The organism is Rhizobium pantanalense, from assembly GCF_030182525.1.
Taxonomy (GTDB): domain Bacteria; phylum Pseudomonadota; class Alphaproteobacteria; order Rhizobiales; family Rhizobiaceae; genus Rhizobium.
On sequence record NZ_JAQJCH010000010.1, the window covers coordinates 260,219 to 285,797 of the forward strand.

At 54.8% G+C, this 25,579-nt stretch carries 15 protein-coding genes; 9 read left to right on the forward strand and 6 right to left on the reverse strand.

Annotated features, from left to right (window positions below; translation table 11 throughout):
- Positions 1-384: 384 nt before the first annotated feature.
- The 5 genes from tnpA (at position 385) to PH558_RS24700 (ending at position 4,689) form a co-directional block, all read left to right on the forward strand.
- Positions 385-771: an IS66-like element accessory protein TnpA gene (tnpA, locus tag PH558_RS24680; protein ID WP_285207088.1), complete on the forward strand. Its 387-nt coding sequence runs from the start codon at positions 385-387 to the stop codon at positions 769-771.
- The gene (gene tnpB / locus PH558_RS24685; protein WP_145676956.1) at positions 768-1,121 is read left to right on the forward strand and encodes an IS66 family insertion sequence element accessory protein TnpB; all 354 of its coding nucleotides are present in this window, start codon (positions 768-770) and stop codon (positions 1,119-1,121) included. The genes tnpA and tnpB overlap by 4 nt, the downstream gene beginning before the upstream one ends.
- Before the next feature lie 68 nt (positions 1,122-1,189).
- The gene (gene tnpC, locus PH558_RS24690) at positions 1,190-2,725 is read left to right on the forward strand and encodes an IS66 family transposase (protein WP_285207092.1); all 1,536 of its coding nucleotides are present in this window, start codon (positions 1,190-1,192) and stop codon (positions 2,723-2,725) included.
- Positions 2,726-2,804: 79 nt separating this feature from the next.
- The gene (locus tag PH558_RS24695; protein ID WP_145676960.1) at positions 2,805-3,182 is read left to right on the forward strand and encodes a hypothetical protein; all 378 of its coding nucleotides are present in this window, start codon (positions 2,805-2,807) and stop codon (positions 3,180-3,182) included.
- A 49-nt stretch (positions 3,183-3,231) separates the two neighbouring features.
- Complete coding sequence (locus tag PH558_RS24700; protein WP_145676962.1) at positions 3,232-4,689, forward strand: DUF5677 domain-containing protein; 1,458 nt, start codon at positions 3,232-3,234, stop codon at positions 4,687-4,689.
- A gap of 194 nt (positions 4,690-4,883) precedes the next feature.
- Here the strand turns inward: PH558_RS24700 and PH558_RS24705 are convergent, their stop codons facing one another.
- The gene (locus PH558_RS24705; protein ID WP_145676964.1) at positions 4,884-7,193 is read right to left on the reverse strand and encodes a hypothetical protein; all 2,310 of its coding nucleotides are present in this window, start codon (positions 7,191-7,193) and stop codon (positions 4,884-4,886) included.
- A gap of 297 nt (positions 7,194-7,490) precedes the next feature.
- Between PH558_RS24705 and PH558_RS24710 the strand changes: the two genes are divergently transcribed.
- The 3 genes from PH558_RS24710 to PH558_RS24720 all read left to right on the forward strand — a co-directional run bounded on the left by PH558_RS24710 (position 7,491) and on the right by PH558_RS24720 (position 10,897).
- Entirely contained in the window at positions 7,491-8,402 is a 912-nt protein-coding gene (locus PH558_RS24710; RefSeq protein ID WP_285207094.1) for an HNH endonuclease, read from the forward strand.
- A gap of 360 nt (positions 8,403-8,762) precedes the next feature.
- Entirely contained in the window at positions 8,763-9,764 is a 1,002-nt protein-coding gene (locus tag PH558_RS24715; protein WP_145676968.1) for a hypothetical protein, read from the forward strand.
- Positions 9,761-10,897: a hypothetical protein gene (locus tag PH558_RS24720; protein WP_145676970.1), complete on the forward strand. Its 1,137-nt coding sequence runs from the start codon at positions 9,761-9,763 to the stop codon at positions 10,895-10,897. Before PH558_RS24715 ends, PH558_RS24720 begins: the two co-directional genes overlap by 4 nt.
- 371 nt (positions 10,898-11,268) lie before the next feature.
- On the opposite strand, the gene PH558_RS24725 is transcribed toward PH558_RS24720, so the two are convergent.
- Together PH558_RS24725 and PH558_RS24730 are read right to left on the reverse strand one after the other, a co-directional pair.
- Positions 11,269-19,407: an RHS repeat domain-containing protein gene (locus PH558_RS24725; RefSeq protein WP_285207096.1), complete on the reverse strand. Its 8,139-nt coding sequence runs from the start codon at positions 19,405-19,407 to the stop codon at positions 11,269-11,271.
- A gap of 464 nt (positions 19,408-19,871) precedes the next feature.
- Entirely contained in the window at positions 19,872-20,180 is a 309-nt protein-coding gene (locus PH558_RS24730; protein ID WP_152094764.1) for a hypothetical protein, read from the reverse strand.
- Between the two features lie 747 nt (positions 20,181-20,927).
- Here PH558_RS24730 and PH558_RS24735 point away from each other — a divergent pair.
- Entirely contained in the window at positions 20,928-21,659 is a 732-nt protein-coding gene (locus PH558_RS24735) for a hypothetical protein (RefSeq protein WP_285207098.1), read from the forward strand.
- Positions 21,660-21,726: 67 nt separating this feature from the next.
- On the opposite strand, the gene PH558_RS24740 is transcribed toward PH558_RS24735, so the two are convergent.
- The 3 genes from PH558_RS24740 to PH558_RS24750 all read right to left on the reverse strand — a co-directional run bounded on the left by PH558_RS24740 (position 21,727) and on the right by PH558_RS24750 (position 25,355).
- Positions 21,727-22,545 carry a S1 family serine peptidase gene (locus PH558_RS24740; RefSeq protein ID WP_173002597.1) on the reverse strand — a complete coding sequence of 273 codons (819 nt, stop codon included), beginning with the start codon at positions 22,543-22,545 and terminating at the stop codon, positions 21,727-21,729.
- A 98-nt stretch (positions 22,546-22,643) separates the two neighbouring features.
- Positions 22,644-24,308, reverse strand: a complete 1,665-nt coding sequence (locus PH558_RS24745; protein ID WP_152094761.1) for a caspase family protein — start codon at positions 24,306-24,308, stop codon at positions 22,644-22,646.
- Positions 24,309-24,329: 21 nt separating this feature from the next.
- Entirely contained in the window at positions 24,330-25,355 is a 1,026-nt protein-coding gene (locus PH558_RS24750) for a hypothetical protein (protein ID WP_152094760.1), read from the reverse strand.
- Positions 25,356-25,579: the final 224 nt, after the last annotated feature.

Genomic DNA, 25,579 nt, shown 5'->3' on the forward strand with positions numbered 1-25,579 from the left:
CCTCCTCACGTAAAAAAACGGGATTCTCGTAAAATCATCGCGACAGTCGCACGCAAGTCACCGAGATGCTAGCACCGATTTGAAGGTCCAACTTTCGAAGCTGATCAGAGGATGACGCCCCAAGACTAAAACCGTGCGATACTGAGCGGCTCGACTACTGATGGAAGGGGCCTTGTCCTGATAGACCCTTTTGCGCAGCAGTTAGGGTAGGGACAGGGCCGGATCGACTCTCTCGCGCAATCAATCTAGTGATTTTACTTGAGAGCCCAGAAATTGCCTTCAGTAGGAAGGTTGCCCTTCAGTAACCGGTGTGCCGCTCCCACGTTGCCCTTCCTGCCCTGATCTGTGATCGCCTTTCCATGGATGAGCAACGGGAGTTTCTTCATGGAGACTACAGTGGAGTTTCTCACGACCAGGAAGTCTGGACGTGAGGTTCACCGGCACTGGCCGGACGAGGTCAAGGCACAGATCGTTTCGGAGAGCCTGCGGCCCGGTGCACTGGTGAATGAGGTCGCCGAGCGCCATGGGCTGAAGCCGAACCACCTGTCCACCTGGCGGACGATGGCGCGGCAGGGCAAATTGGTTCTACCCGCACCCGAGGACGCGGTAGAATTTGCAGCGGTAATCGTCGAACCACCTGTTTCCGAACCGCCGGTCAAGAGGGCCAGCCGTCCCGAGATCATCGTCGGGTCCGTCACCATTCGTCTGGAAGAAGGTGCGTCTGCCGCCCGCATCGCCGCTGTCGCGCGTGCATGCGCGGTTCCTGCATGATCTTTCCATCGAACCGCGTCCGGATCATGGTGGCGACTAAGCCCGTCGATTTCCGCAAGGGCCACGATGGCCTAGCGGCGCTGGTCAAGAACGAGTTGCATAAGGACCCTTTTACAGGGACGGTCTTCGTATTCCGGTCGCGGAAAGCAGACCGACTGAAGCTGATCTACTGGGATGGCAGCGGTCTGGTGTTGGCCTACAAGCGGCTGGAGGAACACACCTTCACCTGGCCAGGCGTCAGGGACGGCTTGATGACCTTGGGACATGCTCAGTTCGAGGCCTTGTTTGCAGGCCTCGATTGGCGGCGGGTCCGCTCTGTGGAGACAAGAGCGCCGGATGCCATCGAATAGATGCGGCACGATGACTCGGGCGGCGGATTCTTCCGGCGAAGCGTGACGAGGTTTGATAGACTTCGGGCATGTTGGATGCCGCCGATCTACCAGACGACATAGCTGCGCTGAAGGCGATGCTGATCGCTGCGCAAGCCCGTGAAGTTCGCAAGGATGACCGGATCGAGCGACTGGAGAAGCTGGTCGCAGCTTTCAAGCAAGCAGCCTTCGGCCGTAAATCCGAGAAGACCGATCCTGAACAATTCGATCTCGCATTGGAGGACCTGGAAACGGCCATTGCTGCCATCCATGCCGAAGATAAAGCCGATAGCCCCTCAGGGAAGCCGCAGCCTAAACCACGCGCCGCCAATCGGGGTTCTCTTCCAGCCCATCTTCCTCGTGTTGAGGAGATCATCGAACCGGAAAGCCTGATCTGCGCCTGCGGCGGCGGCCTGCATTGTATCGGCGAGGACGTCTCCGAGCGGCTGGATGTCATCCCTGCGCAGTTCCGCGTCATCGTCACGCGTCGTCCCAAATATGCCTGCCGCTCCTGCACCGATGGCGTTGCCCAGGCTCCAACGCCTGCAAGATTGATCCACGCCGGGTTGCCCACGGAGGCGACCATTGCGCATGTGCTAGTTTCGAAGTACGCCGATCACCTGCCGCTTTACCGACAAGCCCAGATTATGAGCCGCCAAGGCGTTGATCTCGACCGCTCCACGCTTGCCGACTGGGTCGGCCGAGCGGCATTCGAACTTCGTCCGGTCTTCGACGCTCTGATCGCCGACCTGAAGCGGTCCACCAAGCTGTTCATGGACGAGACCCGTGCGCCAGTCCTCGATCCCGGTTCCCGCAAAACTAAAACTGGATACTTCTGGGCGCTGGCCCGCGATGACCGACCGTGGAGCGGAGGTGCTCCACCCGGCGTAGCCTTTACCTACGCTCCAGGGCGTGGCGGGCAACATGCCGAACGGATACTGCAAGGGTTTACGGGCGTCCTTCAGGTCGACGGCTACGCAGGATATAATCGGCTGATTGTGCCGGATCGTGTGGGTCCCGACATCCAGCTGGCGTATTGCTGGGCGTATGCTCGGCGTAAGCTGGTCGAGATCACTCGCACTGGCTCGACACCGATTGCAGAGGAAGGCGTGAAGCGGATCGGCGAACTCTATCGCATCGAAGCAGAGCTGCGCGGTCTCGACGCCGACGCTCGCCTCGCCGGGAGGAAGGCACGGTCAGCCCAATTGATCGCAGACATCCGGACTTGGCTCACGCATCATCGTGCCCGCGTCGCTGGCAAGTCGCCGCTCGGAGAAGCTCTCGCCTATGTCGCCAAATACTGGGATGGGCTCTGCGTCTTCCTGACCGACGGTCGCATCGAGATCGACAACAATACGGTTGAGCGAACTATCAGGCCGATTGCCCTCAATCGTAAGAATACTCTCTTTGCCGGACATGACGCTGGAGCGGAGAACTGGGCGATCATCGCCTCGCTGATCGAGACGTGCAAGTTAAATGCCGTCGATCCGTATGCGTATTTGGCCAGGGTCCTGACCGCCATCGTCAATGGCCACAAGCAGAGCCGAATAGGAGACCTCCTGCCGTGGAATAACTTGGTGGTGTAATACGCGCTCAAAGGCTTCTATCGGACCATTGCGGACGGCCACGTTTTTAGAGCATTATCAAAGCAGCTTGGGATAGCTGGTGACAAAATTGCGTAGAAAACTCTTTGGCCGAGGATGGGAGCTTAGCGTCTTTGAGGATGACATTGGCTTGGTTCTCTCGCTCCCGGTCGATTCAGGCTTTTTGACACATAGCTTTGAATTTTACATCAAGAAGCCCGATCTCGAGGCCCTTCAGGGCAGTCAACTGCGGCACAAGGTATTGGAATTCATTCTGCATGAGCGCCTTCAATGTCGAATGAATGAAGGAGCCCTCCGGAGCGTTGAAGAAGAAATAGGCCCAGTGATCCAGGCAGTTCTGCATGGAAATATAGGTCGTCTTATTGAGGCGGTATCAGCCTCTCCGAATTCAGAGCGTATTCGGTATCGATTGAACGGGGCCGGATTAACCCTGGACTGAACGGCAGCAATTGACGCACCGTGGCCCGTCCTCGTCATGACTTCGGCCCTTGACACTGCAAAAACCATCTTGGTCAAGGTGCGAACGAAACAACGCTTACGCCCTTCATCATTTGATCACACAAGATGAGGCGACGCGAAAATCAACGGGAAGCGATTCCAACGATAAATCTTTGGGACAGGGACAGTGTACTGTGGTCAGAAGAGGAAAAGGATTCTCGCTAAAATCGAGGAACAATAGGCCGCTCTCAAGCCTTAATCGAGTTTTTAAAGGGCTTCTAAAAAATGCACCGAAAGAGTTTCTTGTCCGACGACTGTCTGATCTGATCGGGACGAAGATATCAGATGCGCCCGATGGCTTTGCCTCCGCGCTTGCCAATCACCTTATAGTAGCTCCAACAGAGCCCTTCGTGTGGGGCACCAATAGCCATGATGACGATAACATTGAATTGTCATTGACCGCTGAAGATCTTGCCCCGATCCTTGAAGCTACAATCAAATTTAACCAGGAGGAAATGCCGAAAGTCTGCTCAGAAGCCCTAACCAGTGCGGCGCGAATAATCCTTGAAACGCTTGAGGCAGATTGGCCTATCCAGCGGGCACATGACCAAGCAAGGATGGCACAGTTCAGCGCGAATCTATATGCTCGATGGGGCGATGCTTTTGAAATTTTGCGAATGATGTACACGATCTCGATTGAGATCGGTGAAAGTATCGCAAAAAGCCGTGGACGATCGCAGCCTGTGTTGAGTGACACAATCATTCGTCTGCATGCGCGTGCATGCCAAGTTGTCTTGGAAATAATTATTCTCATGGAGAACGGCCTTGCGGATGGCGCTATGGCAAGATGGAGAACATTGCACGAGATAACGGTGGTTGCCACCCTCATTGCCGACGAGGGGGAAGAATTAGCGGTTCGATATAGGTGCCATGAAGCTGTGGAAGCTAAGCGAGCCATGGATCGCTATGTCTTGCATCATGAGCAGCTTGGATACTCACCTCCCACACCGGCTGAAATAAATAGCATAGATACGGCGTACCATGACAATCTGGCGCGCTTTGGCGACAATTTCGGCTCTGAATATGGATGGGCAGCACACCATTTGAAAATCAAAAAGCCGAGACTGGTTGACCTTGAGGCTGCAGTTGGCAAAGCCGTGATGCAATCGTACTATCGAATGGCGAGTTATAATGTTCATGCCGGGTCCCGCGGCATCGGCTTTCGTCTTGGGATTCTAGATGGCGAGGGAACTCCAACGGCCTTGGCAGGTCCTAGCAATGCTGGATTTGTCGACCCGGCGCAGAACACCGCATATGACTTGGTGCAGGTGACTGCCCTTCTAGCGAATGGAACGAAACGCCCGGATCGAATGATAGAGTGGAAGATACTCACGCTCCTTAGGGAGAGCCTTCTACTAAAATTGGATAATGCTCAAAAGGAGCTAATGTCTTCTCATCGGGCGCAAGGCAAACTAGCACGCCGGGTGCGCGGACGAGCCATTGACTAGCCAATCTGTTGTGCGATCCCGACGTTCGCGTTGATGCCTACGTTTCGAGCCATGTCGTTGACGAACAAGGAGATGGCTAAGAGACGATTTCGGTAGCCTATAAACAATGATTTCCGCAAGTTGTGCGGCTGCGGTTTGTTGAGGCGCCCAAGTCGCGTCGCTGACGCTTATCGAGCCACCTCAACGCATTGGATTTATGCCGCCTCCCAAACCTGATTCAATATCTTGGCGGCGAGTGCGGCTTTGTCTTGCGGCAGGAACCGCCCGTAATGCTGTTGGATCATGTCTGGTGTATCCTGGATCGCATAGCTCGCCTGTTCGTAGGATCCCGTCAGCTTGAGAATATGGGTTGCCAATACGTCCCGGACATTATGGGGACCGTGCGGCAGCAAGCCCTTGATCGCCCCGCGGCCGGTATAGGGATTGTAGATCCCGTATCGCTGAATGGCCAGCCGCCAGGCCTCATAGAAGGTGGTCTGGTTGTAGGAGGCCTCCGTGCTCGATTGCTTGACCGTCTTTATAAAGAAGGTGCCGGGATCATTGGCGTTCGCCAGCAGAATGCGCCGGTGCCGATCGATGTAGGCATTGATGTAGTAGTAGAGGTCCAGCAGATTCGGCAGGATCAACCGGAATGGTTTGGAGCCGAAGAAGGACGAGTTGGAGTTCTTGAAGGCGTTGGCCGGTATCAGGACCTCCCAGCCATTGTCTCGATCGCTCCAACGGATTTCGCCGCGTTTCAGCTCTTCAAGCCGGCGCTCCGAGGTTGGAATATGCCCGCGAGGGCAAAGCAGAAGCTGCCGAAGATTTTTCTGACGAAGGCCGAGATGAAGGCCAAGCCGCAGCATGAGAAATGATCGTACGGATTCGGCCGCCGCTCTTGGATATCGATCCTTGTCCGGCATCCTGAGAAGGATCTCGTCCGTGATCTTTCGATACTCCGCCAGCGGGCTCGGCGCCTCGAGCACGCACATGATCGGTTCGAATGGATCGCGATGTATGCGCATCACCCGCTGGATTTCCTTGATGCGATTGCGCGCATGGGCATGAAACGCGTCACAGCAGGCGTGCCAGTCGCGCTTGGCAAAGGCGATCTCTTCTACCGAGACAAGGCCTTCGATGGGAATCACCCTCTCGATTAGTTCCGGATGCTGTCTGAGCCAGCCGGTCTCCTCGCGTGTGAGCGACAAGGCAATGCTCAGCATGTCGGCTTCCCAGGCCGTGTAAAACCCGCGCCGGCGCTCGCGCCATTGCAAATACCAGTCCCAGACACCGCGAAACACCAGAAGACCGAAGGTAAGGACACCGAGTGGAATACCTCGCCCCGCCACCTGGCCATCGGGAGATGCCGCAAGGGCTCCGAACATGAGGCCAAGGTGCTCCAGTTTTTGCGAAGCCGTCTCTTCGCCCCAGACGCTGTTCCGCTGAAACCCGATCGCCGTGAGCGTCGATGTCTTAAACGAGATCAGGTTCGCCATTTCGAGCGCAAGGCGGGGAGGGGCATCGATAACGCCCGACAGCAAATCCGGATCATCAAGGTCTCCAATGGGATTGCTCTGGTTCGAGGTGCCGCGTCCGATCGGGACCGATGACGCTCGTCCACCGTAAGCCATTGCCGGAAAGCGGATTGCATAACGTTGTTTGATTGCTGCCGCCTGAAAACGGCGGTAGTCGGTTGCGCCGGTGATGATCACCCTGCGAATCCATTCGAGGATCTCCTGGCGCTTTGATTTCGGCAGCTTGTTGAAATTGTCTGGAAGATGCCAGGCCAGCCGGCGGCGCTCCGCGGGAGAAATTTCCTCCTCGATGTCATGGCCGGTGCCGGCGCGAGACTGATGCGGAAGTTTTGCCTTGAAGTAGCCTCTTGACAGTCGATACCGATGCTCGATGCGATCCAGGATCTCGAAGCTCTCCACGCTGCGCGGCACCTTGGTGCCCTTCAGCCAACTGAGGAGAGTCTTTGCATCGAAACTGTCGCCAGGCCGCACAACAGCACGATGGAGATGGTAGTAGGTCTCGCCAAAGCGCCTGATGTGCAATTCCAATGCTGCCTGAAACGAGACGGGTTCTGTATAGTCATCGAAGAGGGCAATGGGGAATTCGTCAATCGGCTTGGGCTTTGCTCCCGGTTTTGAATTCTTTTCCGCAGAGCGATTGCCGCTGGCAGCTCGAGCTTTCGAGATCCGCGCGGAGCTCGACGATGAACTCGTGCGGTTGCGAGGTGTCGCGGTGTTCGTGTTCACCCAGCGGATGATGGCATCGAAGCCGTGCTGTCCAACGCGCATCAGCTTTGCGCTCGGCTTGGCAGAGAGCCGGCATGCGGCGGCGATCTCGGTCCAATCGACTGTTTTCCCCTTCGTGGGAGGAAGGGCTTGATCGTTGACCAAGGCCAACATGTAAGCGGTCAAGCGCTCAAGCTCGGCCGGACTTGCCAGTGGTGCCAGCCGGATCTCGCAAAAGCTAGCGATTTTGCGCTGAAAGGCTTTCGCCGTCGGATTCATGATCATTCAGGTTTCCCTTACAGATAAGATTCCAGCCCCGGGGCACGGCCTGCTAAGGAATGAACGTTAGCGAAGGGTTAAGATCGGGCCCTTTGGGATGTTGCAGAGATCACCGTTCAAAGCATGGATAGGATCCAGACCGGCCGCCGCAGGGGCCGAGCTCACCGGCAATCGAACGTCTCGCTGTTGTCCCGGAGCGCTATAAGGCGTTCCCGCTAAAAACGTGCAATTTCGGTCATTTTGTCTTCGAGCGAGGGACAGACTTCATATCCGAGGCCGATCTTCTCATGCTAAGCATCGAGGATGGGATTCGGAGTTTTCATTCATCGTTCGGACTCGATCTACGACGACAGTCCGGCTGAACAATATCAGTTTCCAAGCCAGTACCTCGGCCGTGTTCAAGGCTGCGTGGGGAATTGGATCATCTATTATGAACCGCGCAAGGTTGCCGCCACGCGCGGCTATTTCGCGGTCGCCAAGGTCGCCCAAGTCGTCCCGGACCCGAAAGTGGCGGGCATGTATCTGGCACTGATCGAACCTGGCAGTTATCTTGATTTCATCAATCCTGTTCCGTTCAATGGCCCAGATGGTGTCATCGAGCGCGGCGTGTTGAACCATGACGGACGGATCTCGGGGAGAGCGCAATCGGCAGTGCGGCCTATTTCCGCTACGGATTTCAACCGCATCCTGTCGGCCGGCCTCAATGAGCCAGAACCGGAGCTACCGCGGCTGGATGGAGTTGAAGCGGCTGATCTTACAAATGGATTTCAAGACGCAGTTCAAACACCGTTCATCTTTGAACAAGAACGCGAGCGTGTGATGCAGCTTACCTCCCGTGTTGTTCGCAATCGGCTGTTTCGACGGCTGGTTTTGCAGGCCTACGACAAACGATGCGCGATCACCGGCTTGAAACTCATCAATGGTGGCGGGCGCGCCGAAGTGGACGCGGCTCATATTCGACCCGTGGAGGCGAACGGACCTGACACCCTCGGTAACGGCATTGCTTTGTCAGGCACGGCGCACTGGATGTTCGATCGCGGCCTCATCAGCCTTTCGGATGACCTCGATATCCTGATCTCGCGACAGGCGAATGATCCGGAGAGCATAAGAGGACTGATCAACAAGACCGGCAGAGCGATCGTACCCTTACGGCCGTCTGCGCGGCCACATCCGCATTTTCTTCAGTGGCATCGTGAGAATTGCTTTAAGCAATAGCGTGGGATTTCAGTCGTTTATCGGTCTAGCATCTTCCAATGCAGGGATTGAACGAGAGCCCGCCCGTTTACGGGTTAGAGCACCGGTATATTTCTCGACCTGTTTCTTGAGTAGATGCTTCGCGAGATTTTTCAAAAGATCGAAGCTGAAGCCGCCGACAGCGATCTCGTCCGCTTTAAAGCAGTTCCCTGATATGTTGAGACTTTGTTTAGTGTCGAAGGTCTGGTTCGACCGCCTCAGTTCGAATTAGAATTTTTGCATTATTAAGATCTGCCGCCATTTAACTATAGATTGAATAAGGCGTGACAAAATACGCAACCGCAGACAGAATGAAGTCATGTCTTTTGCGGGATAGATAGTATGTCAAAATCGGATGAAGAGAAGGATAAGCAGCGGCTGAAGGACGCTGTTCGCTCCATCATTGTCACCCAAGGCAATGAGTTCATCAAAGAGCTACTGCGGAAGCATAAGATACAGATCGGGACGAAGAAGGCGGATTTTGCCAAGAACATCCTGGCCGCGATCGATGCCGGCACTTTGACAAGGCAGATAATTGAAGATTGGCTGTCCGAAGTCGAAGGCTGGGGTAATCAGCACATCTATTTGTTCAAGCCACCTACTCTTCCTCCCGCGGACATCCGAGACAAACTAGTTGCCTCGGATTTTGGGAAGCTCATCGACACACCAATCAGCTATGGGTTCCCCGAGAACCTTGAACTCAGCGCTATTTCGCTGACCTCCGATCATCTTTTCATAGCCTGGCACAAAGGCGCCGGCGGGTGGGAGCGGACACCGTCTAAGGACTTCGAGCGGTTCGAGGACGACGAAGAGCGCTACAAGTATAAGGCGTACCGAGAGCGGTTCGATCGCTCCGTTGTGCGCTTTGCTTGGCGCTTCCTTGACCCATATTGCGCCGTGATGATCCAACTCCCGGCCGAGGGCAATGCTCATAGGCCCGTCCATGTGCAGGTCCAGGAGGACCTTAAACACATCGGACTTTTTGACGAAAATCCGGAGCGCATCCAGCTCAGCCAAGCGTTCAAGAAGATGACTCTTCAGAACGATACGCGGGTCCAGTCGACTCGAATGATGACGGATGGAGGTCACGTCGATGTCGTTTCCACGCTGACGGAAGGTGGTATCGAAGATGTCCAGGCTCTTCGGGAAGCTCGGCGCGGCGTAGACGACAATAGTTTCACCGGTGCCGACGGCCTGTTTCACTTCTTGCAGGAGAAGCACGCAGCGCTCAGCCGAAACGTGAAGGTGCAAGGGTACGGCATTGAGAGCCGAATACGCATTTGGGTCCAATGCAAGCGTGAGGATGTCTATCACGTCCTCGGCGTGGTCTGGTCTAACACATGACAGTGGACCAACTTCGTGCGGCGTTTGGGACCACTGCTGTCGATGCTTTACTTGCTCGAATAAGTAGCGGGGCAACGCCCGAGATCGATCCTCAAATCTCCGCTCGCTCGTTTGGTCTCGACGAGGAGACGGCTGTGGAGTTCTTAGACGCCGCCGCCGATATCGCCCTGATCGAGCGCCGGGCGATTTTAAGCTGCCCAGCGTGCAACGAAGCGATTGAGGCGGAGGCAGCAACGGAGGAACTATGTCCCTTCTGTGGAGAGGCTTTCGCCGATCACGGCGGCGTTCGGCGAAAGCCTGTCTATCGATTGGGCGTTCATGGTACGCGCGACATTCCTTGGGTGGTCGTGATTCACGGCTTTAATACTCACGGTGAGTGGCAGCAGGACTTCAGTTGGCGCATGGGGAATAAGCTCAAGTATAGCGCCCCGGTTCTGATTTACAAATACGGGCTCATTCGCTTTAGTGTTCTTGTGCGCTGGCGTCATCGGCAACTTGCAAGAAAGCTCGGAACCACCATCCGTTCTGCCGTCGAATACGCGAGAGCCAACCGAATACCCGAACCGCCGGATGTGATTCTCCATAGCTTCGGAAGCCAGTTGTTCGTCCAGTTGCTTGCAATGACCGAATTCGATGACTTGAAATTCGGGCGCGTTATAGCCGCAGGCACTGTAATCCGTCCGGACTACAATTGGACAGACCGTATATCTCAAGGCCGCCTTGAGGCCGTGTTCTGCCATTGCGGTGGAAAAGATTGGGCGGTTCCGTTGGCACAGTACTTCATTCCAGGGACTGGCCCTGGCGCACGCCGCGGCTTCAGTGACAATGCCGTTATCAATGTGATGAATGAGCACTATGGGCATGGCGGCTGTTTCGAAATCAAGGAGCTAGAGGCCAACCTCGCCCCTGGAGGGTTGTGGGATCGCTTTTTGCGTCGGCATCCCAGCACGTTTGACGGCGATCCGAATCTATACAGACCGAAGGCATGGCGCCCGATGTGGGCACCCATCCGGGGTATCGTTCGCATCGCTGGAGTCTTCCTGATGGCGTTGATAGCCGCAATTGCCATTACATCGATTTCTTGGGCCTGGCTCAAGGCAATTATATGGACCGGCATAGCGAGGCTTTTCTGAGTTCATTGCGAAACAGCCTGCCCGCCCTTGTGGCATGGCTCTCTTCGACGAGTTCAACCAGACAGGGTCGCAACTGTTCGATATGGACGCTGAAATTCGCCAGAACGTTTTCGCGGATAAAACAGACATTGCAGACGGGCCAACTCGTTCGGTTTCCTAACGAATTTGCTACAGGAGGAATTTGCAATAACGGGATCGTCGGTTCGACTCCTTTCACATTATTACTGATCCGATTTTGTTGGCTGTGGGTTGTTGTCTTTAAAAAAGTAGCGTCGCAGCCAAGGGCAGGACGACTGCTTTGCGCCTTCATTGTTGTCGCCCACGTACGATCGCGGCGACCCCAAAAGCAGTCATTCGTGCAGGCCGCGAGATTATGTCCAGGACCAGAAGCGAAATCGCAGGTGTGTCTCTGGGAGATTGTTGCTGTTCACGTTGTAAAAGGCGCCGCCCTCGTGCAGGAGGTTTCGCCCGGCGTTCAACTGAGTATTGCTGGTGCCATAGCCTATCTTTGCCGTCCAATAGCGTCCTCCTCGCATACCCGCGCCAAGGCCGGGCTGTTGACTGTGAAAACGCACCTCGAAATGCGTTTCAGGCCCGGCTCCACCGGTGCGAGGTACATTGCTGGACCTGAATTTCAAACCAAACATGTTGTTGGAGTTGAACGTATTCGGAGTTCCCCGCGGCGCAAGCTTCATCAGATCGCGCCAGGTAATGTAGGAGTTTGTCTGGACTGGCACTGGGGCAACCGGTGCTCTCGGATTTTTGAGTAGGTTGCCGGCGTTCAAAACACGATTGGCGTAAGTGTCTCCATCGGCCGCGGCATTGATGCGCGGGCCCCGTGGTCCAGGGAAATAAAAGGCTGACGTCAAGCCGCCGAGGATTGCCCCGGTGCCGGCGCCAGTCAGGGTGGCCCAACCGACGTTCTTGAACAGGTCAGCCCCTTTCTCGCCGCGAATCGCATTTTCCATGACTTGCCCCGAGGCGCCTGAAACCGCGCCCGAGATCGCGCCACTGGCCGTGCCGATCGCGACCCGGCCCGCTGTCGTCGCCGCGAAGGTGGCGACCCGGCCGCCGACGCGCGCCGCGGCACTCACCAATCCCGCGGTGGCGCCGCCTCCCGTCGCGACCGCCAAGGCGCCGGTCACGAAGCCGACCGCCGCGCCTATGCCAACTTCCTTCCAGAATTCGCCCCAATCCTTGATCTGCCAGTCGTTTTGAGCAGCATATGTGATTGCGCTTACCCCACCACCAATAATCGCGCCGACGATGGCGCCAATCGCGAGCGCGGCGAGGAACGCGAGCAGGCCGCTGGGGTCACTTGCCTGGAACGGAATGTTCGAGACGTAAGGGTAGGGGCTGGATGTTGAACGTAACGGATCGGGGGAGAGGAACCGTCGGGTTATAGGATCGTAGAGACGTGCGTTGAGGTTATACAATCCCGTTCGTGCATCATACTCCTGGCCGATGAACAGGAAGCGGACATTTTCGGCCCACGGGCCTACAGGCGTCTGCGACATGCCGCCAAAGGGGTCATAGGCGTATCCAGCCAGGATGGTTCCATCCTCAGCCAGGACAAGCCGCGTCGAATTCTGGCGATCGCGAATAACAAAGCCAGTCGAGAGATTCTCGTCGACTACGGCGACGAAACCAAACGGCCCGGGGATGTATGTCATCGAGCCGCCATTTTCCTCTGCTTCCGCGAGAATATTGCCGCTCTCATCGCGCAAATAAGATGTTTTCGACGCGGGTTCTCCAGCCGCTGAAAGCTGCGTCAGCTCGATGCGCTCATCGCCTTCGCCGTAGCCAACCTCAAAACTCGAGCCATCCGCCATCGCACCAGACGAGACCAGGCCGTTTACGAGATTGTACGAAAGGCTATCCAATGCACGGCCTGAGGCCGAGACAAGGTTGCCGCCTGCGCTATAGGTATAGATCTCCTCGTGGTCCGGTGTCGTCATGCCGACGAGCTGGTTGGTTCCATCCTTTATCGTGAAACTGCGATCTATTCCACGATCGACGACGGAAAGCATGTTGTCGTTGGCGTCGTACCTCATCGTCGCGTCGACGCCGCCGATCGAGCGAAGCATTCCATCAGCATTGACGACAGCGGAGATATTGCCCGCGGCGTCGTAGGCGTTTTCCCAGTCGTCAACGACAAGTCCGGCGGAACGGGCAGCCGGGCCGGGCGAAAACACTGCCTTCGTGATCTGGCCCTGATAATAGGTGGTGCCGTCCGCGCCTGGTGTTTCCCAATAACTCAGTGCTTCATTGAAGACTTCGCTGCGGGTTTCTATCAGCAAATCAAGTGAATTGTATTGGAATTGACGCGTGAAAGGCGCTGTTCCAGACGGGTTGAGAATTTCCTCTTGCGGCAAGCCATCCGCCGTATAGCGATAGCACGCCCACCGCAGTGGGTCGGTTTCAGAACCGATCTTCGTTACACGTCCTTGGAGATCCCTCTGGTAGAAGACTATTGTAGGCTGGCCCGCCGGATCGAAAGAAAGAGACGTGATCTGCCCGACGGCATCAACTGCGTAATGTTGAGCTCGAACTCCTTTTACGTCTGTCTGCCTGATCTCGACCAGATTGCCGGCGGCGTCATAACTGTTCAGTTGGATCCATGAGTTGTTGGCCTCAAGCTGGCTGCGCCGAAATGCCACCGTCCGTCCGATGCCGTTGACGGGATCGGCGACATCGCCTGCCTCAAGGCAGTCCCAGACAAGGTTTGCCTCCCACTTTCCGTCCGTCGGCCAATCCGTGTTGGCGAGCGGCGTCAATGCGACTGGATCCCACGCGTGATCGATGGTTCCAGATTCAAAAACGCGCCCCAATGGATCATATCGGAGATAGACTATTCGATCGGCGCCGCCGGCGCCCTTGGCCACCCCATCGGCGATCAGCGTGAAGCGCGGCTGGCCGAGCTTGTCGTAAATGACTTTGGTCTCTCCGCAGTCCGACGAATAGGTTTGCAGGATATTGCCGAGCGGATCGGTTTTTCGGCTCTGCGCGTAACTTTCGTTCCCCGTGGCGAAGACCATAGGAGGCAGCATTGTCGTCAGTTGCCCACGTGCATCGAACGTGCGCGCACTTAGCCGCTCGAATGGGCCATAGTGCGGCGGCGCCAGAAACCGGCGCCGCAATTCCGAAAAGCGATCATCGGTGAAAGTCCGGGTGCGCGCTCCATCTGCGTCGCGGATCTCGGTGCCGCAAAACAGTCCCGATGAAACCCCTTGCGCCATGTCACCGGTAACGTTGGTAATCGTCGGTGTTTCAGTGAAGTGATTCCCCTCGGGGTAGATCGCATGCACCTTGCCGGGACTACCAATTGCGCGCTGGCGATCAATAGGCGCCATTTCGAGCAGCACACGCTTGTAAGGATATCCCTCATCGTTCGAGCGATCGTCTTTGCCGGAGTAGTAGTCGGCGACGTCGCCGCTCATAACTCCCGTCGTCCAGTCAATTGAGGAGACAAGTTCTTTGCGAATGCCCGGCGTGCCATTCTCATAGCGGGCCGCCTTGGTCGTGATGACAGAGCGACCGAGACGATCTTTCAACGTCGCTGACGCGATCATCCCTTCCTCGTCGAAAATCTGACTCTGGAAGGGCATCGAGAGAGCATCCAGGAAGTCGAGAGCGATTTGAGGCTTTGGAAGCAATGTAAGACCGGAAACGCTCAGGCCGACGGCTTCCGTAGTTTCCACGGAGAGGTGTCCGGCCTTGCCATCTAGGGCTGCGCCGATCGTCGGTTTCCCATCGATGAAGAGAGCGAGTGTCTCGCCGTAACGCGCGACTATCCATTCCGCCGCCGCAAGCTCGAGCTGCGCAACGCGAGTCTTTTCCGCTCCTTGGCCGTCCAGAATGCGCCACGCTCCGTTCGCCGGCGACCATTCAATCGCGCCTACGTCACTGATGCGGACAGCGATAGCATCGCGCCACCCTTCGGTGGGCGGCACGATGCGCATCCGGCATGCGACGCCTTCATCGGCGAAAGTCCCCGTGGTCGTCAGCCGGACCGCGCCGGCCTCGACGACCGTTAGCTGATTGGACAGAACGGTTGCCGACTGGACCTGCCATCCATCTACCGGACTGGGTGTCCAGTTGGTTCGCCACTTGTCGTCCGTGAAGCTTTCAAACGAGCCGCCGGCAGACGACTGGATATTGAGCGAGCAATTTGGAGCCGAAGCGTCGAAGCTGTCGTTTCCATCTGGAAGACGCGAAAATCCACCGCTGGCAAGAGCGATAACCTTGCCGTCTGCGTTGGTAGAGGCAAGCGCGTGATAGCCCTCGTCGTAATAGGATCGCGTCGTTGCACCATTGTCGTCGATTTGCGACGTAACGAGTAGCGTGTCCACGTCATAGACCGTCGCGCTCGCGCTGCCCGGCAATGGGAAAATTGCGATGTCATCGACAAACTCGTTCGTGGATGCGCCAGCGTTCCCGAACTCGATAAGCATCTCGGTTGCGTCTACGGGCACCGTCAAGGCTCGCTGAAGCTTGATCCAATTTCCGAAGGCAGGCTCAAAGGCAATATCGTAACGCTGCGTGCTGTCGCTGAAGGATATGGCAATTCCACCGCCTGGGGTCGAATCCGCCTCATTCCATAGCCAGAGGTTGAAGGCGACGCGAGTCACGCCTTCGCTAAGTGCGAACCGTGCCTCGATGCCGGGCGCCTGGGCCGCCGATGAGAGCTTCAACGATGCCCGCCCGCTATGAGCTTTGTCCGTCGAGATGAGGTCGCTGAGAAGCGAGCCATTGGTCGTCGACCAAGGCCCTGTCGCCTCATAGCTTTCAAAGCCTGTGTACGTGCATTCCGGTTGGCCCGCGGCACCTTGCCGGTTCGCTCCGGTTCCAGCATTCTGGAAACTCGCAATGGTACGCACATTCTGGCTGTCGAGTATCTGGCAGGAGGACACGCCAAGGGCGTTACGCCATTGAAGCGCGACACCTGTCGGCGCGCGACCGACAACCTCGTTGTTGCGAACCCATTCCACGTTTGCGTCCGGATTGGAAAAATCGAAGGCTGGCGCCTGTGCACCCGGTCCGTTCCAGGCATACTCGGCGAGATTATCGTATGGAGCGTCCGCGTGTTCCCATTCATTCGTCCACGTTGTGACGCTGGATGCGATGGTGGTCGTGTGCGTGACATTGGTCAGCCGGGTTTCTGCCACGGCACCCAATTGCCTTGTGGCTTTCATGTCAGTGTATTCCGGCAAGGTCCAGGCATAAATCAGCTGCGCCGTGATTGTCGAAAGCGTACCATCCGCCTCACGATTCACGGTTGATTGCGTAACCATCGAACCTGTTTGCGGATCGTAGGACTGTTCCTTGCGGCGGCCGAGTTCGCTTGTGAGTTCGATCAGACCCGACGGAGTAAACCGGGCCGCAAATCGACGATTATCTGAGTTGATGAGCCAGGAAATGCCCTGAACCACGGAGGCGACCGTCGCATCCGGGGACAGGGGTAGACCCGCGGCCTCGAACGCATCAAAGACGGATAGAGGGATCACGCCGTTGTCGAACGATGCGCCGGCTTCGGCGTCTGCGGTGAAGATCTGCAAAAGGCCGTCGACTGTCTTAGTCGCTCGAATGACGGGCATAGCGGCTGGAAGAAGAAGCTCCACCCTAGAGGCGACCCCGTGCTCCAGGCGCAAACCTTGCCATTCAATCTTTCTTTGGAAAAGCTGCAGGTCTTCGACTGTGTAAACGCTCGTATCATATTCTCGGCCGGCGACGAGAGAGTGGAATGCGTCCAGTTCCGGATCGTCCGCGATCGGCAACCCGTTGTAGTAGTGTGTTTCAATTCTTCCGCCCGTGGCAAAGCCCGCGGAATCAATCAGGCGCTCTTGAACTTCTGGATACTGAACCACCTGACCTGTTGGGTCGAACAATGCTGACGCGGTGTCATAGTCATAATCCGACCTCGTTGTTTGGAAGCCATCATCGACGGCAAGCGAGCCAATGACGTCGTCGGTCTGTTCATCTGACAAGCTGTTGTTCAGAATTCGATGAAGCACCAACGAGGCTGGTGCCACCGGATTGGAACCTTTCGGAAAAGTCGCGAAGGCGCGCTGGCTTGCGCAAGCCGGGGCAGTGAACCAGGCGACGTCACCTCCAAATATCTGCCCATCGAAATAAGCGATGTCGACCTTTCGCGCATCGCCAAGCAACAGTACCACAACCCGCTTGGCTCCGGCGGCAAGCGCCTCCGTGTAGATGATATAGGAACCGCGATTGACTAACGATTGAGGATCGCCGGATGTTGAAAGGTCAGCGATTGGGCTCCAGCTTTCATCTGCCTGTCGTCGATAGACTTTCGTGCCACAGGTCATGATGTTGCCTGCAAGCGTAGGCCTGTAAAGGATAGCGTTGGCCTCAGCCAGCTGCTCCGACACCCAGCTTCCGGTGGTTGGAGCATATCGGATCATTGCCACGGCGGGTGACCCAACGGATAGTGTTCGAACCGCAAAGTCATCGCCGATGACATAAGACGCGTTGGGATCGTCGGTGAATGTAAAGGGCTTCCAGGCGCCCGCGTCATAGCGGAATACACGCGGACCGTTGATCACGATCGTTTCCGAAACATAGGTGTGCGCAGTCTCAGCACGGGCGCCGTAGGTTCCTGCGAACTTGCCTTCTGCATTCCATTTCAGGAGCAGGAGTTGACCGCCGGCAGCGTCGACGTAAGTTACCGCTCCAAAATTCGGTCCGCAATTCAGCAAACTGCCGACATAATTTTCGTTCCACTGGACTCCATTTCTGCTGATGGGCGTTCCCGTGAGGGACCAGGATCTGTCAATGCCTCGCGAATAAAGTGAAATCGACAGACTGCCAGCATTGGAAATCGCGCCAACGAGAGTGCGTATTCCATCCGTTCCGACGACGACGTTCGGCACGGCGAGCGTGAAAAGTGTGTCAGTCCAGGACTGAGTGGTGGGCTCATAGCTGAAAATCTGGAACCGACCCTGACCCACGATGGATAGCGCAAAGAAGTCCTCTCCGCCAACGAGACTTGCCCGGACCGAAGCGACCTTTGTTGTCAGCGAAATGGTTCGCTTCTCCATATGCCAGACGTTTTGCTGGTATGGATCACGCCTTAATAACAGTAGATACGCGTTGTTGCCTGCAGCCCCGGAAAGCGGCGGCAGGAACAAAGCGATCATTGTTGAGGTTTGGGCGTAGACGATGCCTTCGGCATCAAACGCGCCGGCGATCGGCGACGACGGCGACCATGGCTTGCTCCATGCTCCTCCGAAGCTATAGATCTGGATCGCCGCCGATCCGCTCGTGCTATTGAGCCAGGTTACCGCCAGAAAGCCTTCTGAGGGCAACAAATAGGGCCGGGCACCCTTTGACCCGGCGGGAGGCTCAATTGTCAGCGACTTGTTGAAAAGCGGATTGCTTGTGGCGTTCAATGAGATCGTTTTATACGAATAGTCCGTTTTCGATCCAGCAGGCGTTAGTGTAGCGGTGAGCGCTCCGGGAGCAGGCGCACCAGCATCCGCATTGTAGGAAAACTTCGTGGCCGGCTCCTTCGCGATCCCATTCAGCGAAGACTCCACCGACGTCAGAAGACGCTTGGTGTACTTTTCCTCAGCCGGATCGACCAGATTGCAAAAGTCGTAGCCAAAGGAAACGACGCGGATGGCTGTCTTCGATTGCCAGTTGCTGTACTCGGTGACCCGATTAAGAAATTTGGTTTCATACCGGTCCTGATAGGCCGTGTTCGGTTCGCCCTTATAAAGATGTGGGCATTGCCACTCGAAACGCTCCTTGTCCAAATACGACAACTCGACGCCTTGGCCGAGGTCATCCGTTATTTTCGCGAGATAGGTGGCGCGAGTGTAGGAGAGGTTCGTGCCGACGGGCAGCGTGTCGACGTCGTAGACATAAGATAGTCCAATGCCCCAAGCGTTCTCGACACGGGCCAAGTTCCATGCGACGACATACGAAGTCCCATTTGGCGTCGTGCTGGCGCCGATCCATCCGTCCCAGGCAAGACCGAACTCGCAGTTTCCCTCGGTCGTATGGCCACCATAAAGGCGACGGCTGCCGTCCGGTAGTCGGACCGTCCAGCTCTCTACTGCGGGGTCGTATGTAAACTGCCAGAGCGGCAAGCTGTCCGTTGCGAAGACATATGTGTTGAGGTGGCTTGCAAGCAAAACAAGCGTGAAGAGGGTTCCGTTGTTTTCAATCGCGTAAGCCCCGCTATCGATGCCAAGCGATCGCTTCCCCATTACGACGATGCGCTCCCGGGGTAGCGACCAGCCAAGCCCCAGGATTGACGTCGGTGCTTGGGCATTATCACGTTTAGCTATCCGGAATATGTTGCTGGCGCATGCCGCCATGAGTTTGATGGATATTTCATTCAATCCGGGCATATCCGAGATGGCGAGCGGAACCATGATGTCGCCGCGAAACTTGTTGACGGTGCCAGCACCAGCTCCGCCGATTTGACCGTCGAGAACTTCGGGTTGGAAAGGGGCTGCAGAGTTGACTGGATTCCTGGACATGGTAATTGGTCACCTTTCAGGATGGTCTAAATGAACATGGCCGTGCGAGAGGCACGGCGGTTGTCACGCGAAGCTTTCAGATCATAATCGCAAGCAGCTCAAATAACACGCAAAAGATGTATTTTTCTGCGATGGTATCGCAGAGTTCAAAGATATCGAGCGCATTGAGTGATCGCACCCTTCGCGCAATTTTGCTGACACGTGTACTGGCAAGGGTCCGTTGCCGGGGAGCGCGCCCGGCAACGGGTTCCCTATCCGCACGCAATGGAGCCTTTGGGCAAGATCCGCCGGCTCAACGTCATGTTCGATTGGTTTCAGGTATGCGCAGATAAAAAGGACGGTTTGCCCGCACTTTGACTACCGACTAGGCGCCAAAACAGGTGTGCAAAAATGCGCCTGTTCCTTTTTTATAATTTGAGAATGCACGTAATTTTCACGAGCCATGGGTTTGGCTCGATACTGAATTAGCTAGATTTTGCGGCAGTAACTTCACCGATCCCAGAGGCGATGAAGGTAAAATCCCGATTTTTCGCATCGCCGTGGCTATCTCCCACCTTGACGTAAAGATCGGTACTGCTGAGCGAAATAATCACAGCGTTGTCGCGCGTATCGCCATCGTAAATTTCCGTTGCCGATGCACCGTTGATTTGGCTGAAAGCGGGCCGAAATGAAATCATGAAGTGGCCTTCACTCGGTCTGCTGACACTAAAGCCGCTGCCGTATTTTACGCTCCCATCTGAATTGATTGTGCCTGCTATTATGCGATCGACCATGGTGTGTCTCCCAAATGAGCAAATTCACATTTTCTTATATAAAATATTGTCGCAGAAATTGCAATTCATGGTTTTATAAATTGTCTCTATTTGAAGGCGTGCCGAGCTTCATTGTTAATTGAGTGTTTAGCGAGTGCACCATTTCGAACTTGCGCATGCAGTGGTCGATGGCTCAGCTCCTTTCAAGGCGGTTGGTCTTTATGCGATCACTCGGGCCGTCACCAATGCTAATCGGGTCGCAGGAATCTCTAGAAGATTTTCGCAATAGCCATTTCCTTTTCCAGTTCAGCTATCACTGAATGCAATCACCTGTGGGCGAGATCGTGGCGGCAACGGATGTGCCAAGCCATCTCGACTAAAACAGTATCGAGATCGACGGGCGTTGGAAGTAACTACAGGCGCGGATCCGCGTCGAGGAGTTCGAATGGCGGTGGTCGTTGGCAAACTCTATTCGAGGCATGATCGCTGGTAGTTGAGCCTGCCGTCCGCGTAGGCGCCAGCTGCGAAGGTAAACCGGAGATCAGAAGCGTTTTCACGGAGTTTCTTGGGTGATTGCGAGCAAGCCCAATGAAGAAGTAAACGCGAACTTCGAATTCTGGAGGCTAAGGCTGTCCTTCTAGTTTTTTGATCTCCGTAGATGCTATTATTCCATTGCTTTGGATATATGAGATTCAGAAAATTCTTTCGCGATTGACTAAATAAATTCGCCGAATATTATTATTTATCGGCATGATTGGCGGGGGTGTCATGAAGATTATTCTTTTAGCGGCCGCAGTATTTCTATCCGGATGCAGTGCGGACATGTTGAAAAATGGTGCGACTGTTACCCCGGCAACTGTTCGTGCCTATATGAAGAATTCTTGTTCTGTCCCAGATGGATCGAGATCTTATTCTGCGTACGATTTTTATGTCGCCGGGATAGGTGCCGCGCGTCTGCAATGTGATAATTATATGCTTGCATTGATGAATACGAACCGAGATTCCAGATTTGCCGGCAGTTCGATTGCAACCGCCAATTCGCAAGCAGCACTCATCCTTGCCGCGACAATGTCGAATGCAACCAAGCCTGTAGCAGTAATTGCCGCCGCCTCAGAATTTGTTCGTCAGATAATCAGTGGTTATAATAATGAATACGCGTTTGCGTCCTTTGCTCAGGAAATTTATCCGCAGCTGCGCGCGATGATGAATGCCTATCTGGCAGATACGCGAACATTGCAGGTGGTTGAGCGAATTAAGGGCGACCCCTATTCCACCGCAAGCTACTGCATCGCAACTGATGTCGTGCGGACCTTTGCGTCCTATTGTTCTCCGGTGAACATAGATTCGAATGTTAGAAGCGCGATTTCTGCCGCGAAGCCGACACAGACGGGTACGGATACGGGCCAAAGCGCTGACCAAGCCCGGTCTCTACAGCTACCGCGCCGTCCGCCGGCCGGCTCGACCTCCCTAGCGCTTCCAACCTACAAGTTAAGTCAGTGAGAATGCGCTGCAGACGCATAGCCGTTCGTACGTCTCTTCTACAGAATTGCGAGCGTCCCGCCAAATCTCACTGGCGTTGCGTAGCAATCCATTTCGTGTAGTGACTCACCCTCGTATAGACGCCAGGTTTTCCCGGGAGTGCACAACCATCACCAAAGCTCACAATCCCCACTAAAGTTGGTTGAGAGCCGTTGGAATCTATCGTCAATCCACTTCCGCTATCGCCTTGGCAAGAATCCACTCCTCCCAATTTAAAGCCTGCGCACAACATTCTTGTGGAATCGAGGGTAGGGTAATGGCAATCGTCAACATCGACATATGGCACTTCAGCGTAATTGAGCCTCCGAACTTTATTGACTTCTCCGTCGCTACCCCACCCGGTTACGACGAGAAGGGGCTTTGCATGATCCTCAACAAGCTTGGCTACACGCTCATCCGCTTGAGTGTTGGCCAATGCGACGGGATTAGTATAGCGGTCGAACTTTAAGGGCGAGGCAAGTTTCAGGAGAGCGATATCATCACCGTCTTCGACTTTTCGATAGGCATCATTGACGATAATTGCTTGTACCTTGGTGACATTTATCTTCGAACCGAGCAGGATCGAGCCGCTGCTGACCGTTATGTCGTCCGGTTTCAAGCCGGCAACGCAATGAGCTGCGGTCAAGATCCATTGCTCCGCTATGATGGACCCACCACAGTAATGGGCTTTGAAGCGATCTGGCACCCAGGACGCTCCCAGTGACACCTGCCACGAGTATTGGCCTGCTGATGCGGCGATACCTCCAACAATTTTCGGCGTTCGTTTCTCGATGTAGGCAGCAACGGCCGCTTGGAATTCGGGAGGCATCAACAGGAAGTTTTTGCTGCTTAAGACGGTTTGATCCATGACAGCTGGGGGCGTTGCAAGCGCGGGACTTGCTATCATGAAGAAGGCTGAAAAGCACAATCCGGGTGGTCGCATCTCTTGCTCTCAAATATCGAAGATCAGTAGCCTAAAACCTTCATTCTCACACCGTTTCCAGTCACTTCCGGGCTGGCGGCAACGGATGTGATCGCTTTGCTACTAATGCCTTGCTGAGTCAGCAGGTACTTGGCATTTGCAAGTTGTAGCAATCGGTCTGATGCCAAGGCAGGATCTTCAGTCGCGCCAGCCGACAGCGAAATCCATGTTATCGTCTTGCCAGACTGTTTGAGCTGGTTGATCATGTCATCGATCGCACTCCCAGAAACCAAGGACGAGCTTTCCGTGCTTGTCGGTATCACAAAATCACCGATGGGACGCCCAAGAACGATCTTCTGATCTGATGGTGTCGGATTGACTTTGATATAAGCATCGTTTCCTCCGAGTTTCGGTGCTCCAATCTTAGCCCAGGTATCTGATCCGTTGGTTATGTAATCTTTCACCAGGACGCGATCCATACTCGCAAGCTTTCCCACAACTTTACTATTCAGTCCCGGCGCTGCCCTGACATTAAAATTCTTAAGCACAATTCGTGATTCGGCAGAGATTGGAACGTTGGTGGAAGTCTCATGCGGAAGTGCATCTTCGAGAAGGCCTCCTTGATAATTCTGAATTCGGTCAAATCCGAGCGAGCTCAATGAGCGGTTGACTTCCGCTTGCTCGTCCTGCGTTGCTGCATTGAATGCAGTCTCCACATCTCGAGGCGACACACCAGTATATGCTTGTGCCGTCTCCTCATCACCATTCTTATCAAGCCACGCCTTCGCGGCGCGGACGTAGGGACTTAATGCGTATCGCGCGATAAAAACCTTGACTGTTTCAGCCTTCTTCTCGTTAAGCGCCGACAGCCAGGCTTCCTTGTCGCCATCATAGGTTTTCTGCGTAGGGTTCATATAAATCTTTTCATACCAATATCCGTAGACACCCGGTTCTTGCGGAGCTCCCTGCTGGGTGGAGTTGAGAAGAACTTTTACGCCAATATCCTGATATACATCTTTAAATTCTGCGTCTTGCTTGGCAATATAGGATACGATTGCGCTGGTATATAAGCTCATGACCTCTTTTTGCTCGTAGCCCGCAGCAGTGGCGCCATCCTTTGTGGCAAGTCCCATGAAGAAATGACTTTTCTGGGAAAGCTGTGTCTGCGAACCTTTATTCACCTCAACAGATTGCGGATCTGTCTTGATCGCGCCAAGAGATCGACAAGCGTCGATCAGTAAAACGACACCCCCGGGCTTAGCTATGTTAAAGTAGTCAGGAATTGTTTCGCTGGCCAACGCAGATTTTAATATATCGCCTTTGCTCATTGGTTGCGGCATTGTGGTACCCACGATATAGCTGCTACCGGCATATATGAAGCCATGACCACTAAAGTACACCACTACGAGGTCGTCTTCGTCTACCTTACGCGCGAAGTCCCGGAGTACCTTGTCAAAATCCGAGTAGTTGCGGAGGTTCGAGGCAGTCGTAACGTCGAAGTGGGCCTGGTTTAGGGCGTCAAACATCCCCTTGCTGTCGGCTATAGCACTCGGCAGCTTATCCAAATTCTGATAATCATCGTTAGTGATGACGAGCGCCCAATGCTTAGGCTCTCGCATCACGAGATCGCCATCGCCTGCCCAAGCACTTGTAATGCCGAGCGGCGTCAAAGTTATGCCAACAAGTAAAAACCTAGAAACTTTCCACATACTGCACCTGGCACATATGAGTTACAGCTTGGCTATAAGGTTCCCCTTCTCGAGATATTTCAGCATTACAGCCGCTCCGCACTGCTGTGACACCGCGTTTGCATCCCACGTTCCGTCGGCGACAAACTTTCCCTTTTGGTAATGGTTCGAGAAGCTCCACAGATACGGGGAGGGAATTCGGATTCCCTTTCTACGATAACCGAGACCATTATACAGCTCGAACCGATACAACATATCTTCAAGCGTCCAGCCGTGTTGCGTGGCAAAGCCTTCATCCTCGAGTGCGTGCTTGGCGCTAGCTTGCCACGTATACGGGGGCGCCCAATTCCTCGGCCTGTTTTTGGGGACATGTCGCGTAACTTGGGAAAGCGGAACGTCCCCATTGTAGAGATGGGCTTTGAAGTTGAAACTCGCCTCCAGTGCATGGACAATGCCGATAAAGAACCATGGGACGCCAGTGATGCTCGACAGCTGCTCATACTGCGTTCTTCCGATGCCAAGCTGTCTTATATGCCAGTCAACGCTGCTCGCGCGTTCAGCCTTGACTTCACAGCTATCATAGAGGCTCCGGTATTCAGCGGCATTAGGTTTGGATGCGCTGGGCACACTTTTCGGAAGGCTTTGAGGCGGCGAGGAAGTTGCCGGGATTTTTCGCGGCTGCTGCGGATTAGGATTGCGCGCAGTAAAGCTATGTTCATCACGCGTTAGATCACTGAGATACACCGAAGCATTGTCCGCCAAGCTAGCGGCTCGGGCATCCCCTTCGGCTCTTTCAATAAGCTGTAGAAGCCTGGGCATTCCGTTCAGATATGCATTGTCGGTGGCGAGTTCAGAACGCGGGCTAATATTCTCTGGTAGCGGCGATTTGGCGGGCGGCAGGGCAAGAGAATCTGCTCTGCTTTCGAGATCGTCCAATTTAATTGAAAGATCTAGGGTTTTTTGCGAGGAATATTGCGCGTTGGATCGACCAGGGATTAGCGTAAAATTCGTTGAGAAAATGGTGATCGCGCAGGTTCTATAAAGGAATTCCCGTCTCTTAAGTCGCATTATATTCCCCCAAGGTAATAGTATACTGCGAATAGAATAGGCATCCGTATCGATGCAATCTGAGATAATAAGAGATTTTAGTCAATAGAGCGATTAATGTGTTTGCACCTTGGTGTTCCAGAAGTCTATTTTGACAGCCAAACTGATACCCCGTTTGGGCGAGGAAAGTTAGCTATTGTGATGATGCTTTAATGAATTCGATGGGGAATCTCATGCTCTACGCG

What these genes read in the sequence shown, in the direction of transcription:
- tnpA (WP_285207088.1), top strand. Translation starts at nt 385, where the DNA reads ATGGAGACTACAGTGGAGTTTCTCACGACCAGGAAGTCTGGACGTGAG.
- PH558_RS24715 (WP_145676968.1), top strand. Translation starts at nt 8,763, where the DNA reads ATGTCAAAATCGGATGAAGAGAAGGATAAGCAGCGGCTGAAGGACGCT.
- PH558_RS24710 (WP_285207094.1), top strand. Translation starts at nt 7,491, where the DNA reads ATGGGATTCGGAGTTTTCATTCATCGTTCGGACTCGATCTACGACGAC.
- PH558_RS24750 (WP_152094760.1), bottom strand. Translation starts at nt 25,355, where the DNA reads ATGCGACTTAAGAGACGGGAATTCCTTTATAGAACCTGCGCGATCACC.
- tnpB (WP_145676956.1), top strand. Translation starts at nt 768, where the DNA reads ATGATCTTTCCATCGAACCGCGTCCGGATCATGGTGGCGACTAAGCCC.
- PH558_RS24705 (WP_145676964.1), bottom strand. Translation starts at nt 7,193, where the DNA reads ATGATCATGAATCCGACGGCGAAAGCCTTTCAGCGCAAAATCGCTAGC.
- PH558_RS24745 (WP_152094761.1), bottom strand. Translation starts at nt 24,308, where the DNA reads ATGTGGAAAGTTTCTAGGTTTTTACTTGTTGGCATAACTTTGACGCCG.
- PH558_RS24720 (WP_145676970.1), top strand. Translation starts at nt 9,761, where the DNA reads ATGACAGTGGACCAACTTCGTGCGGCGTTTGGGACCACTGCTGTCGAT.
- PH558_RS24725 (WP_285207096.1), bottom strand. Translation starts at nt 19,407, where the DNA reads ATGTCCAGGAATCCAGTCAACTCTGCAGCCCCTTTCCAACCCGAAGTT.
- PH558_RS24730 (WP_152094764.1), bottom strand. Translation starts at nt 20,180, where the DNA reads ATGGTCGATCGCATAATAGCAGGCACAATCAATTCAGATGGGAGCGTA.
- tnpC (WP_285207092.1), top strand. Translation starts at nt 1,190, where the DNA reads ATGTTGGATGCCGCCGATCTACCAGACGACATAGCTGCGCTGAAGGCG.
- PH558_RS24740 (WP_173002597.1), bottom strand. Translation starts at nt 22,545, where the DNA reads ATGGATCAAACCGTCTTAAGCAGCAAAAACTTCCTGTTGATGCCTCCC.
- PH558_RS24735 (WP_285207098.1), top strand. Translation starts at nt 20,928, where the DNA reads ATGAAGATTATTCTTTTAGCGGCCGCAGTATTTCTATCCGGATGCAGT.